This is a genomic window from Actinoplanes sp. NPDC026623 (genome assembly GCF_040638275.1).
Taxonomy (GTDB): Bacteria; Actinomycetota; Actinomycetes; order Mycobacteriales; family Micromonosporaceae; genus Actinoplanes.
Genome location: NZ_JBEZXZ010000107.1, coordinates 17,588 through 29,496, shown reverse-complemented (window position 1 = coordinate 29,496; position 11,909 = coordinate 17,588). Strand labels below are relative to the sequence as shown.

The 11,909-nt window shown below is 73.7% G+C and carries 16 protein-coding genes and 1 pseudogene; 8 read left to right on the top strand and 9 right to left on the bottom strand.

The window, feature by feature from the left end:
* Position 1 precedes the first annotated feature (1 nt).
* Together AB0F10_RS27395 and AB0F10_RS27390 are read left to right on the top strand one after the other, a co-directional pair.
* Entirely contained in the window at positions 2 to 142 is a 141-nt protein-coding gene (locus AB0F10_RS27395) for a DUF6069 family protein (RefSeq protein WP_360630931.1), read from the top strand.
* A gap of 84 nt (positions 143 to 226) precedes the next feature.
* Entirely contained in the window at positions 227 to 790 is a 564-nt protein-coding gene (locus AB0F10_RS27390) for an HD domain-containing protein (protein ID WP_360630923.1), read from the top strand.
* Between the two features lie 9 nt (positions 791 to 799).
* On the opposite strand, the gene AB0F10_RS27385 is transcribed toward AB0F10_RS27390, so the two are convergent.
* The 5 genes and pseudogenes from AB0F10_RS27385 to AB0F10_RS27365 form a co-directional block, all read right to left on the bottom strand.
* Complete coding sequence (locus AB0F10_RS27385; protein ID WP_360630928.1) at positions 800 to 1,450, bottom strand: glycosyltransferase; 651 nt, start codon at positions 1,448 to 1,450, stop codon at positions 800 to 802.
* Between the two features lie 5 nt (positions 1,451 to 1,455).
* Positions 1,456 to 2,587 (bottom strand): annotated as a pseudogene (locus AB0F10_RS27380) (glycosyltransferase family 1 protein).
* A 99-nt stretch (positions 2,588 to 2,686) separates the two neighbouring features.
* On the bottom strand, positions 2,687 to 3,790 hold the full coding sequence (locus AB0F10_RS27375) for a hypothetical protein (RefSeq protein WP_360630920.1): 1,104 nt from the start codon (positions 3,788 to 3,790) through the stop codon (positions 2,687 to 2,689).
* Between the two features lie 75 nt (positions 3,791 to 3,865).
* Positions 3,866 to 4,330: a deaminase gene (locus AB0F10_RS27370; protein ID WP_360630917.1), complete on the bottom strand. Its 465-nt coding sequence runs from the start codon at positions 4,328 to 4,330 to the stop codon at positions 3,866 to 3,868.
* A gap of 145 nt (positions 4,331 to 4,475) precedes the next feature.
* Entirely contained in the window at positions 4,476 to 4,988 is a 513-nt protein-coding gene (locus tag AB0F10_RS27365; RefSeq protein ID WP_360630915.1) for a polyketide cyclase, read from the bottom strand.
* A 98-nt stretch (positions 4,989 to 5,086) separates the two neighbouring features.
* On the opposite strand from AB0F10_RS27365, the gene AB0F10_RS27360 reads away from it, so the two are divergent.
* Together AB0F10_RS27360 and AB0F10_RS27355 are read left to right on the top strand one after the other, a co-directional pair.
* Entirely contained in the window at positions 5,087 to 5,533 is a 447-nt protein-coding gene (locus tag AB0F10_RS27360; RefSeq protein WP_360630912.1) for a hypothetical protein, read from the top strand.
* Positions 5,534 to 5,898: 365 nt separating this feature from the next.
* Positions 5,899 to 6,066, top strand: a complete 168-nt coding sequence (locus AB0F10_RS27355) for a hypothetical protein (protein WP_360630909.1) — start codon at positions 5,899 to 5,901, stop codon at positions 6,064 to 6,066.
* 142 nt (positions 6,067 to 6,208) lie between these two features.
* Here AB0F10_RS27355 and AB0F10_RS27350 read toward each other — a convergent pair whose 3' ends face one another.
* Positions 6,209 to 6,694 carry a MarR family transcriptional regulator gene (locus AB0F10_RS27350; protein WP_360630906.1) on the bottom strand — a complete coding sequence of 162 codons (486 nt, stop codon included), beginning with the start codon at positions 6,692 to 6,694 and terminating at the stop codon, positions 6,209 to 6,211.
* A 67-nt stretch (positions 6,695 to 6,761) separates the two neighbouring features.
* Between AB0F10_RS27350 and AB0F10_RS27345 the strand changes: the two genes are divergently transcribed.
* Positions 6,762 to 7,595: an NAD(P)H-binding protein gene (locus tag AB0F10_RS27345; protein ID WP_360630903.1), complete on the top strand. Its 834-nt coding sequence runs from the start codon at positions 6,762 to 6,764 to the stop codon at positions 7,593 to 7,595.
* A complete protein-coding gene (locus AB0F10_RS27340; protein ID WP_360630900.1) occupies positions 7,592 to 8,071 on the top strand; it encodes a DUF1772 domain-containing protein in 480 nt (159 codons plus the stop codon). The genes AB0F10_RS27345 and AB0F10_RS27340 overlap by 4 nt, the downstream gene beginning before the upstream one ends.
* Here the strand turns inward: AB0F10_RS27340 and AB0F10_RS27335 are convergent.
* Both AB0F10_RS27335 and AB0F10_RS27330 read right to left on the bottom strand, forming a co-directional pair.
* Positions 8,022 to 8,606, bottom strand: coding sequence for a hypothetical protein (locus tag AB0F10_RS27335; protein ID WP_360630898.1), 585 nt, complete (start codon positions 8,604 to 8,606; stop codon positions 8,022 to 8,024). The two genes, AB0F10_RS27340 and AB0F10_RS27335, sit on opposite strands and share 50 nt — an antisense overlap.
* An 83-nt stretch (positions 8,607 to 8,689) precedes the next feature.
* On the bottom strand, positions 8,690 to 9,859 hold the full coding sequence (locus AB0F10_RS27330; RefSeq protein WP_360630895.1) for an FAD-dependent monooxygenase: 1,170 nt from the start codon (positions 9,857 to 9,859) through the stop codon (positions 8,690 to 8,692).
* A 69-nt stretch (positions 9,860 to 9,928) separates the two neighbouring features.
* On the opposite strand from AB0F10_RS27330, the gene AB0F10_RS27325 reads away from it, so the two are divergent.
* The gene (locus AB0F10_RS27325) at positions 9,929 to 10,495 is read left to right on the top strand and encodes a helix-turn-helix domain-containing protein (protein WP_360630892.1); all 567 of its coding nucleotides are present in this window, start codon (positions 9,929 to 9,931) and stop codon (positions 10,493 to 10,495) included.
* A 16-nt stretch (positions 10,496 to 10,511) separates the two neighbouring features.
* Here AB0F10_RS27325 and yiaA read toward each other — a convergent pair whose 3' ends face one another.
* A complete protein-coding gene (gene yiaA / locus AB0F10_RS27320) occupies positions 10,512 to 11,003 on the bottom strand; it encodes an inner membrane protein YiaA (RefSeq protein WP_360630889.1) in 492 nt (163 codons plus the stop codon).
* 138 nt (positions 11,004 to 11,141) lie between these two features.
* Between yiaA and AB0F10_RS27315 the strand changes: the two genes are divergently transcribed.
* Positions 11,142 to 11,903 carry a class I SAM-dependent methyltransferase gene (locus tag AB0F10_RS27315; protein WP_360630886.1) on the top strand — a complete coding sequence of 254 codons (762 nt, stop codon included), beginning with the start codon at positions 11,142 to 11,144 and terminating at the stop codon, positions 11,901 to 11,903.
* Positions 11,904 to 11,909: the final 6 nt, after the last annotated feature.

Here is an 11,909-nt window from a genome sequence, read left to right as displayed (position 1 = left end):
ACTGCTCGGGCCGCTCGGTTCGGCCGTCGGCGCCGGCGCGACGGCCGCGCTGGTCGCGATGCACGTCGTGGCCGGCGCGGTGCTGATACCGCTCATGGCCCTCGGCGGCGTCCGGTGCGGCCGAGCCGCCGGCGCGGCCTGAAGCTGCGGTGTCCTGCCGGTGAACACTGGATGTTCTGCGGACCAGCCGTAGTGCCCGGCCCGGTTGATTCGTACCCTCGGATCCATGCACGGAACCGTCTTCGCGACCCGGGTGGATCACGCACGGCGGGTGGCTCGGGTCGTGCTCGCCGACCTGCCCGAGCGGTGGCAGCACTCCGCGGGAGTCGCCGCTCGCGCCGAGGAGCTGGCCGCGGCGCTCGGCGAGAACCCGGACGTGCTCGTCGCGGCGGCCTGGCTGCACGACATCGGCTACGCCGAGGCCGCCCGCGACACCGGCTTCCACCCGCTCGACGGCGCCCGCTACCTGGACGCACACGGTTGGCCGCCGCGCATCAGCGCGCTGGTGGCGCACCACTCGGGCGCGTGCTACGTGGCCGAGGTGCGCAACCTGGGTGACGAGCTCGGCGCCTACCCCCGCGAACAGTCACCGCTCGCTGACGCGCTGACCTACGCCGACCAGACCGTCGGGCCCGCCGGCCGCCCCATGCCCGTCGAGCAACGGATCTCCGACATGCTGCGCCGGCACGGCGACCGGTCGCCGAACGCCGCCGCCCACCGGCTGCGGGGCCCCTACCTGCTGGCCCTCGCCGACCGGGTGGAGAGCCGCCTCGCCACGCCCGGCCGGTAGGTTGCCCGATCACCGCCGCGCCGGTGCGGCCACGACGCCGTGCGCGGCGAGGAAACCCGCGACCGACGCCGCCCACGGGTAACCGCGGGCCCGTTCGCGCGCCGCCCGCCGGCGCTCCGGGCGGTCCATCAGCGTCAGGACGGCCCGGGCGTAGGCGGATCCCTCGCCCGCCGCCGCGATCCCGGCACCCCCGATCACCTCGGGCAGCGCACTGTCCTCGCTGACCACCACCGGGGTGCCGCTGGCCAGCGCCTCCAGGGCGGCGAGGCCGAACCGCGACGACGCGGGGCCGAACAGCCGCAGCAGCCCGTCCAGGCTCTCGTGCGAGACCATCACCGACGGCACCCCGGCCCGCCGCGCCCAGCGGCCGACCCACCGCAGCGTGGCGCGGTCCGACACCTCGACCCGGTCCGGTGCTAGCTCGCGCAGGAGCGCCGCCGTGCGGCGGCGGTCCAGCAGCACCCGGTAGCCGCCCATGCCGGGCACCTCGGGCGCCGGCAGGGTGATCACGCGTCCCTGCGCGGTGCACATGTCGGCACGGCGGGCGCCGGGCACGATCAGCACGGCCTCGTGCCCCGCGGCCCCGTACCCCGCGCCGAGCTCACCCAGCGCGGTACGCAGGCCGCCGGAGCTCTCGGTGACGAAGTTGGCGATCCTCACGACCCTCACCGGCCCACCGTCATCCTCGGTTCGGGCACGCCGGCCGTCACCGCCCGGTAGTGCCCGATCAGCTCGTCGCCGACCGCGGACCAGCTGCGGCCCTCGATCGCCACCCGGTCCGCGGCGCCGAACGCGGCGCGCATCTCCGCGTTCGCGGCCAGCGCCGCGACGGCCGCCGTGAACCCGGCGGCCTCGAAGGGCGGCACCAGCAGGCCGGTGCGCTCGTGCGCGACCTGGTCGAGCGGCCCGCCGAGCGCGCGCCACCACGGGCACGCCGCTGGCCATCACCTCCTGCACCGCCTGCCCGAAGGCCTCGTACGGGCCGGTGTGCGCAAACACGTCAAGGCTGGCGTACAGCCGGGCGAGCTGCGCGCCGTGCCGCACGCCGACGAAGACCGCGCCGGGCAGCGCCCGGCGCAGCGACGCGGCCGCGGGCCCGTCCCCCACGACGACCAACCGCACGCCCGGCAGCCGGATCGCGTCGGCCAGCAGGTCCACCTGCTTCTCCACGGCCAGGCGCCCGACGAACCCGACGAGAACCTCGCCGCCCGGGGCGACAGCGCGGCGCAGCCCCGCGCTGCGGTGCCGGGGGTGGAACCGGTCGTCGTCCACGCCGCGCCGCCACATGTGAACCCGCCGGACGCCGTGCTCGGCGAGCGCCCGCGCCGAGCCGGTGGAGGGCGCGAGGGTTCGTCCCGCCGAGTTGTGCACCGTCCGGATCCACCGCCACGCGGCGCCCTCGGTCATGCCGACCCCGTACGCGCGGGCGTAAGCGGCGACGTCGGTCTGGTAGACCGCCACCGTGGGCAGCCGCAGCGACTTCGCGGCCGCCGCGCCCCAGGCGCCCAGGACGAACGGGCCGGCCAGGTGGACGACCTCGGCGCGGTGGGCGCGCAGCGCCGCGCTGAGCGCCGGCGTCGGCAGCCCGAGGCGAACCTGCGGGTAGCCCGGCATCCGCAGCGACGGCATCCGCACCACCGGGTACGGCACATCGACCGGGCCCCGGTTCGCGGCCCTGGGGGCGATCACGATCGGCTCGTGCCCGCGACGCAGCAGATGCTCCGCAGAGCGCACCACCGAGTTCGCGACACCGTTGACGTCCGGCAGGAAGGACTCCGTGACCAGCGCGATTCGCATGCCGGCGATGGCCTCCGCCCAGCGGTGCTCCCGCGAACTCGGCCTCGTGCTGGCCGGCGGGGCGCCCGGCCGGCCGACCCGTCCGAGGTTGATCGCGCGCTAGGTGCCGGTCGGTGCGGCCGCGGGAGTGCGGCGGATGCGGAGCCCGAGCAGGCTGCCGACCAGCAGGGTGATTCCGGCGACCAGCATGACGCCGCTGGGGCCGAGCGAACCGTCGGTCACGTCGTAGAGCATCTCCGGCACCACCAGGGTCGACCCGATGACCCCACCGGCCAGCAGGACCCAGTCCCGGATCTTCCCGTACGCGGCGAAGCAGACCGCCGCCACCAGCGCCGTCAGGGCGTACCCGAGGAAGTTGCCGGAATCGCTGTCCTCGATGATCACCGCCTGCGCGCCGATCAGCGCGAGGGTCACCGAGATCGCGAGCCCGAAGCGGCGTTCCGCGACCAGTCGCCGCCACACCAGCACGGCCCAGAAGGCGCCGAGCGCCACGACGCCGACGCCCATGACGACGGCATAGTGCTCGGCTTCCAGCAGGTCAAGCAGCGTGAGGTACGCCAAGAAGGCCGCGACCGCCATACCGAGCTGGCCGAGGGCGGTGCGGGAGAGCAGGTAGCCGACGGTGACCACCACGAGCGCCGTGACCGAGCCGGCGAACGGCGCGTTGACCGGATAGGACTGGTCGGGGTAGAGCGCGGTCGTGTCGAGGCTCAGGTACGCCGCGAAGCCGGCGGCGGCAGCGGCGCCGGTGAACAGGGTGCTGGCCAGCCGGCGGCGCAGGTCGTCGGCCGGCGATGGACGCCACCAGCGCTCGGGCGGCGCGCCGGTCCAGCACACGGCCAGGCCGGCGCCGAACAGGAGCACCGCCATGCCGGCGAGAATCGTGAACCGCCCGCCCCGGCCGAGCACCTCCCATTGATCGCCGAGGTACAGCAGGCACGCGCCGACGACGAACGAGGCACCGACGTAGCCGGCGATCTCGCCGAAGAGCCGCCGCAGGCCGCCGGCGGGCGACGGGGCGGGCAGCCCGGCGAACTCCGCCACGACGGCGGCGGCCTGGGAGCGGTCCAGCACCCGCCGCTCGACCAGGCGGTCCACGGCGGCACGCAACCGGTCCGCGGCATCGGCGCCGCCGGCCTCGGGCGCCGCCCGCGCGGGAACGGGTTCCGCCGTCACCGCGGACGGATCACTGCTCTGTTCCACTTCGGACCTCCAGGCGTAGACGCTGACCACACACACGCTTCCCGCCGGCGGCCGGGGCCGCCAGAGCCCGCGTACTCAGGCGCTGCGGGGGGTGAGCAGGGCGGCGTTGATGGCCTCCACCTCCGCGCCGAGGTCCGGGATCGTCACGACCTCGATGCCGGCGTTGCGCAGCGTCTCGATGCCGAGGCAGCGCGCCAAGAGCGGGGGCTCGCGCAGCGCGAACACCACGCGCCCGAGCCCGGCGGCGATGATCAGGTCAGCGCAGGTCCGGGGCGCGGACCGCCGGGCGGTGCAGGGTTCCATCGACGTGTAGATGGTGGCCCGGGACAGGTCCCCGCCGTTCTCACCCAGCCGCAGCAGGGCGGACTGCTCGGCGTGCACGACGGGATCCCGGTCGCGGGAGAACCCCCGGGACCGTTCCCGGCCGTGCTCGTCGACGATGACCGCGCCGACGGAGTAGGCCGTCGGGCTCGGCCGGCAGGATCGGGACACCTGGATCGCCTCCCGCAGCCACCGCCGGTCCGGATCCGAGATCACCATCTGCCCCCATTCGCCGACCCCACCCGACGATGCGCAGCATCGCACGGGCCGCGATGCACCGGGAGCCCGCCGCTCGTCATCTCTTCGTGACACAGATTCCCGCACAAAGGCGCCGAGGGCCGCATCGACTCCATGACAGACGGCCCTACGGCCGCCCCGGGCGTTGGTGACGCTCGGCGAGTCGCTTGAGGTTCAGCAGCTGGTGCCGGGCCATGATCAGGTCGCCGACGGACACCGCGGGAGCGGCCCAGCGCGGGGTCCGCATGACGGCCTTCAGCAGCAGGCGCGTCGTGCCGTCCCGCTGGGGAGCGAGAACGTAGGACAGGTAGGCGCCCATGATCCTGCCGGTCAGCCGGCTGCCCGGATCGACCGAGACGATCCGGCCCGCCGGGCGCCCGCCGGTGGCGGTGAAGCTCTCCCCGACCTGCGGTTCGGGAAGGTCCACCGGCTCCTGGGGCGAGCGGCGGCCGCGGTTGTCGATCCAGTCGTACGAGTACGGCGCGAGTCTCAGCTGCGCGATCCACGGCCACACGGCCGCCGCGGGCGCCTCGACGTGCACGCCCCGCCAGGCCCGCAGCGTGGGCGCGGCGACGAAGTCGTCGCAGGGATACGCGCGCAGCGTCTCGTCGTCGGTCACGCCCCATCGGTCCCCGATCATGCGACCATCCTGCACCCCGCGGCTCGGCGCGGACACGGGGTGGACACGCCCTGCGTGCCCGTCTAGCGTGCTCGCAGAGATCGTCAAGAGGAGACAGCGTGGGCGCGTCAGGCTGGAGCTACTACGTCCCCTACCAGCCCGATCTTCAGTCCGCGCTGGACGACCTGCGGCGGCACGTGTTCGAGACCGGCGACTACTGGTGGGCGGCGCCGTACGAGATCGGCAAGTCGGCCAGCGACTTCCCGAACCGGCCGAAGACCGAGAAGGAGCTCTGGGCGGACGAGTCCGTTCAGGAGACCGGCACCCACTCGATCCTGGACATGCACGAGGTGCTGACGGGCGACGAGACGCCCGAGTTCGGCTCGATCCTGCCGGTCACCGACGCGGAAGCGGTCGAGCTGGCGGGCGTCGCCAAGCCGACCCGCGCGCACGTCGACGCGCTGGAGCCACTCGCCGCTGAGCGCTGGACCGGCCGGTGCGCGGTCCTGCACGACTCGGCCGGCGACCCCCACGAGATCTACTTCTGGGGCCTCTCCGGCGACTGACGTCGCGGCACCCGATCATCAGGGCTTCTCCCATGATGCCAACGGGCGCCCAGGTACGAACGTCCGCTCGCGGGGTCGTCACCGCCGCACCGGATGACCATGATCGTCAGCCATGAGCCTGGCCCGGGAACCGATCACGCACCTGCTGGTCGCGGCGTTGCTGATCGACATCGCGGTCCGGGCGTGGCGCGGGGCGAGGCATCGCGACCGCCTCATCCGGCAGCTCACCGACGAGCCGGGCCGGCGGATCCGGTTGTACCGCGCCTTCATCGTCCGGCTGTGGAGCTGGGCCGCCGTCGCCGCACTTGTCGCGTTCGTCAGCAGCGACCTGTCCGCGGCCGACCTCGGCTGGTCCTGGCCCGGCGGTGACGGGATGGAGTACGTTCTCGGGCAGTCTCCTGCTGGTCGTCGTCCTGCACGTCTGCCAGGACCTGCTGGCGTTGCTTGTCGTCCCGGCTCAGCCCAGCGCGCCACGGTCCGGCGACGACGCCGCCCTCGCCCGGTCCGCCGAATCGGACCGCCGGATCACGTGACGGCGGCGACCCACACCGGGAACGCGCTCCGCGGCTCATCCGCCGCGTCCGCCCTCCCGATCCGGGTTCGACCTCGCCGTCGCCAGGTACGACAGGATCGATGCCGCGAGCGGATCCCCAGCGGTCACGTCCGGCACGGCGATCAGTCGCCGGTCGCGAGGTCGCGGCTCGCGGCCTGTCCGGCGTCGGCGGTCCTGCGGAGGAAGCCGGCGAGCAGTTCGAGTTGCCGCTCGTCGTAGCCGGCGCAGATCGAGTCCATCTCGGAGTTCATCCCGGCGAACAGCCGGTACAGCTCCCCGCCCCGGTCGGGCAGGGCCCGGACGGTGACGGCGCGCCGGTCCGCGGGGTCGCGTTCGCGGGCGATCCAGCCGGCCTTCTCCAGCCGGTCGAGCACGCCGGTCATGGTGGCCGGGTGCAGCCCGGCCTGGCGGGCCAGGGCGCTCGGGCTCAGCGGCCCGTTCCGGTTGACGAGGTCGAGGCAGTCAAGGTCGGTGTCCTTGATCGCGAGCCGGCCGCCGACCTGGCGGTTGAGCGCCGACAGCTGGTTGTGCAGGTCGCGCAGCCCGTCCTTGATCTGCGTGGTGAGTTGCCGGCGGGCGCGCCGCCCCTCAGGTGTTACGTGACTCATATTGTATGAACTCCGAACGACAGATAGTTTGACTCTCGTATAGTACGACACCGAGAGAGGCTCACCCATGTTGCTGATCACCGGCGCCACCGGCGTCGTCGGCCGGGAGGCCGTCCGCCTCCTGGCCGCGCGGGGCGCGAAGGTCGCCGCCGTCACCCGCGACCCCGGCGCCCGCTTCCCCGCCGGGACCATGCTCGTCCACCCCGGCGAGGTCGCCGCCCTCGACGGCGTGGAGGCCGTCCTGCTCAGCCCGCGCGCCGCCGGGGCCGGGGCGGCCGGCCTGCTGGCCCGCGCCCGCGAGCGAGGCGCGCGCAGGGTGGTCGTGCTGTCCGCCGTGACCGTGCCGCATCCGGCCGGGCTCGCCCGCTTCCGGCGGCAGTTCCAGGCCGCCGAGGACGTCGCCACCGGTTCCGGCCTGGACTGGACGATGCTGCGGTGCGCCGACTTCGCCGCCAACACCCTCGCCTGGGCCGGGCAGATCGGCGCCACCGGGACCGTGCGGGGCGCGTACCCGGGGGCGCGGACCTCGACCGTCGACGAGCGCGACGTGGCCGCGGTGGCCGCCCTGGCCCTGACCGACCCGCGCCACGCCGGTCAGGCGTACCTGCTCACCGGCGAGCAGTCGCTGAGCCAGCCGGAGAAGGTCGCCGCGCTCGGCGCGGCGCTCGGCCGCACGCTGTCGTTCGCCGAGGCCGCACCGGAGGAGATCCGCCGCGGCATGCTCGCGGCCGGCCTTCCCGACGAGGTCCCCGACCGGCTGCTCGGCTCGCTCGCCGACTACGCGCGCGAGGCCGGACCCACCACCGGCACCGTGCGGCGGCTGCTCGGCCGCCCGGCCGGCACGTACGCCGCCTGGGCGGGCGATCACCGCGCCGGCTTCGCCGCCGGAGGCGACCGATGACGAGGTACGCGCGCTTCGCCAGCCTGCTGTTCACCGGGCTGTTCGCCGGATTCCTCATCGGAGTGCTCGTCCTCGAGCTCTCGCTGCGCGGCTTCGACGGCGCGGTCTACACCCAGGTCCGGCTGGTCGAACTCGACTCCCTCGACAGGCTCGCGGTCGCCACGCTGCTGCCGGCGCTGATCACGACGGCGCTGCTGGCCTGGCTGACCCCGCGAACGGACAGGCGGTGGCCGGCCGTGGCCGCGCTCGCGCTCCTGGTCTTCGTCGTCGGGCTCACCGTCGCCGTCAACCTTCCGATCAACGCCGACCAGCTTCACTGGAACACCGCGTCCCCGCCCGCCGACTGGGCCGGCGTGCGCGACCGCTGGCAACTCGCCCACGCCACCCGTACGGTGGCCGCCGTCCTCACCTTCGCGCTGCTGGCCGTCAGGTGGCAGTCGTCGGCGCCCCGGCGGCCGTCTTCTCCATGCGACTAGCATGTCGCAGGCCCATGAGCCCGAGGACCAGCAGGATCGCCGCCCCGACGAAGGCGCCGATCGCCGCGTAGCCCGCGATCGTGCCCATCGTGGCGAACGCGGCGCCGTAGAGCAGCAGGCCGCGCAGCGTGTTGCCCTGGAACAGGGTGAGCCGGACGCCGGCCAGTTGCAGGCCCTCGGGGCTGGCCCTCTGCTCCGGCGTCAGCGCCATGTACTGGACGCTGACCTCCGAGTAGGCCTTGCCGCCGGAGGCCGCGTCCAGGTGCGCCTGGATGTAGTGGTCCGCGTACGCCTTGGCCTCCGGCCCGGTGTCCATCGGGCTGCCGGCGTAGGGCTTCAGCGCGGCCTGATCGTCCGGCGGAAGCGCCTGCAGGGCGGCACCCTCGGGCATGATGATGTCCTGAATGCCGAGCTGGGACTCCACCTCGTTCCCGATGTAGACGGCCGCGTAGGTGAGCACTCCCCCGGCAAGCAGAAGGAAGGCCGCCAGTAACACGCCGGTCCACGAGATCAACTTGTCGAAGGAGGCACGCATAGCCGAGGTCCCATCAATATAGATATGAGTGGAATTATCCCGACGAAGACGCTACAGCCCGATGGACCACGGCACGGCGGACTTCAGCAGGCTGTGGCGTACTCCGGAAGTCCGCGAACCCACCGCGCCCGCACCAGGCGCTCCGCGGCCGCAAGCGCCGGCAGGAGCGGCAGCCGGGCGACGGCATTCCGAATCCGCCGGCCGGCCACGCTGCCCGGCACCATCAGGCGCACGTTGACGCCGATCCGCTGTCTGGTACGGACCAGGCCCCGGTGGCCGCGCTGATATCCCGGAAAGGCGATCCGGTGGTCGCCCTTCGCGGCGGCGAGCTCCCCGGCGAGCCGGTACGCCCCGACCAGCGCCAACTCGGCGCCGGCGCCGGAGGCGGGCGATGCGCACCAGGCGGCGTCGCCCACCAGCGCCACCCGGCCGGAGAACCAGGTGTCCATGTGGACCTGGCTGAGCGCGTCGAAGTAGAGGTCCGGGTCGGCCAGCGCCGTCGCGAGCAACTCACCGATCCGCCAGGAGGATTCGCCGGCGAACGCCTCGCGGATCAGGCGCCGGTGCTGCTCGATGTCGCGGTGGTCGTGGGCCAGCGGGCCGGAGCGGAATATGAAGTAGGCCTTGGCCTGGGCGTGGTTGCGGGAGCGGTAGATGCCGGCCATCCTGCCCGGCAGGTTGTACATGGTGACCCAGCCGTCCTCGCCCAGTGCCGCGGGGGCGTCGGCGAACGCGACGTAGTGGCCCTTGTGCCGCAGGTACCGCGATTCGGGGCCGAAGGCCAGCCGGCGGACGTTGGAGTGCAGGCCGTCGGCGCCGATGACCAGGTCGAAGCGGCGGTCGCCGGCGCGGTCGAGCGCGACCGTCACGCCGTCGTCGTCCTGCTCCAGGTGCCGGATGGAGTCGCCGAAGACGTACTCGACGCCGGTCTTCTCGTGCAGCAGGGCGACCAGGTCGCCGCGCATGATCTCCACCTCGGTGGCGCCGGTGATGTCGATGCGCGCGGCCGTCCGGTCGCCGGCGTCGACGAACCTCATGCCCCGCACGTCGGCGCGGGCCGCGCGGACGCGCGGCAGGAGCCCCATCCGGTCGACGACGTCGACGGCCAGGTCGCGCAGGTCGACCCCGTTGCCGCCGCCGCGCAGCCCCGGCGCGCGTTCGACGATGGTGGGCCGGAAACCGTATCGGGCCAGCCAGTGCGCCGCGGTCAGGCCGGCGATGCTCGCGCCCGAGATCAGGATCCGCTCGTTCATTCGGGCCCCTCCTACGGTACGGTAAATGGAATTTGTGTTCCATTTGATTATGTGGAAGAGGCGTTCCAGATGTCAACTCCCGAAGGCGGTGCCCGCCGGGCGGACGCCGTGCGCAACCGGCAACTGGCGCTGGAGGCGGCCACCGGCCTGCTGGCCGAGCCGGGCACCGCGCCGACCGTCGAGGCCATCGCCAAGCGGGCCGGCCTGGGCGCGGGAACCGTCGTGCGGGCCTTCGGCGGCAAGGACGCCCTGCTCGACGCGGCGGTGTCCGGGCTGCTCGAACCGGTGGTGCGGTGCGGCACGGAACTGCTCGCGCAACTCGGTCCGGTGCGGGCCCTGCGGCCCTTCCTCGAGGAGTTGATCGCGTTCCAGTCGGCGCATCACGGCGTCAACGCGTACCTGGAGGGCGTGGACCTGCCCGCGGTGACGGCCCTGCGGACGGAACTGGTGGCGGTCGTGCACGAAATGATCACGGGTGCCCAGGCCGAGGGCGCGATCCGTACCGACCTGGACCCGGCCGTGGTCACCACGCTGATCGGCCGGACCGCCTACGCGATCGCGCGGACCCCGGCCCCCGCCGAGGGGCTCACCGACGCCTACCTCACCGTGTTGACCGACGGCCTGCGCCGGCCGTGACGGCCGCCCGGGTTCGTCAGTCCCCGCGCGGGTAGCCGGTGACGATGCCGTTCATGTGGTCCGTGGCCGTCGCGTTCGCGAGGGCGGCCGGCCGGGACGGCGCCCGGAACTGCAGCGTGTCGCGCACGTTCTTCTGCACCGCGACCGCGGCGAACAGCGTCATCGCGAAGGCCAGGCCGTAGAAGCCCTTCTCGCTGAGCGCCAGCCCGCTGTTCCACAGGCCGACCACCAGCATCAGTATCCCCAGGGCGACCACCGACCACGACAGCCCCAGATACAACGCCGACACCGGCAGCCCCTCGGCCCGGTCGCGCACCGACTTCTGCAGCGACACGGCGGCGAACAGGCCCAGCACCAGGACGGCGGCGTAGAAGCCCTTCTCGCTGCTGGCCATCGTGGCGTTCCACAATCCGGCGGCGAATGACACGACGCCGAGCATCAGCACCGCCCAGGAGGCGCCGACGAAGGCGGGGGTGGGCTTGGCCGAGGGCGGTGGCTGGTTCGTCACGACATTCTCCGAGTGGTCTGTCCGGGCGGGGGCTGCTTGCTGGACACAGCCTGCTGGGACCGCCGCCGCCGGTCCTGAGTCGCCGTACTCAAACAGCGGAAGTACCCGGCGGTGGCGGCGCGCCGGAATAATGCCCGCATGACATTGGAAAAGCCGGCCGCCGCCTACTTCGACAAGTGGTACGCGGACATGGCGGCCTCGCCCGCCCGGGACGCCATCATCGCCCGCGCCCTCGGGCTGCCCCCCGACCACCAGGTCACCGGCATCCTCACCTGGCCGGGCGTCGCCGAGCTGGCCGAGGAGCTGCGCCTGCCCGTCGACGGCCTGCTGCTCGACATCGCCTGCGGGCGCGGCGGGTACGGCATCGAGGTCGCCCGCCGCGCCGGCGCCCGCCTGGTCGGGGTGGACTTCTCCCCGGTGGTCGTGGAGCACGCCAGGCTGGCCGGCGCCGCGTGGCTGCCCGCCGGCCGAGCCGAATTCCAGGTCGGGACCCTGCTCGCGGCCGGCCTGCCCACGGGTGTCGCGGATGGACTGATGTGCGTGGACGCGGTGCAGTTCGGCGAGCCGCCGCTCGCCGCGCTGCTCGAGTTCCGGCGGCTGCTGAGCTCCGGCGGGCGGCTCGCGCTGACCTGCTGGGAGGCCGTCGATCCGTCGGACGGGCGGGTTCCGCCGCGCATCCGCGCGGTGGACCTGGCGCGGGACCTGCCGCAGGCCGGCTTCGTCGACGTCGAGGTGCACGACCGGCCGCAGTGGCGCGAGGCCGAGCGGGCGGTGTGGCAGGCGGCGGTCGCGGCGGCCGACCCCGACGCGGCGGTGAGGTCACTGCAGGAGGAGGGCCGGCGCTCGCTGGAGCAGTTCGACTCGCTGCGTCGCGTGTTCGCCACCGCCACCGCGCCCTGAGCCCGG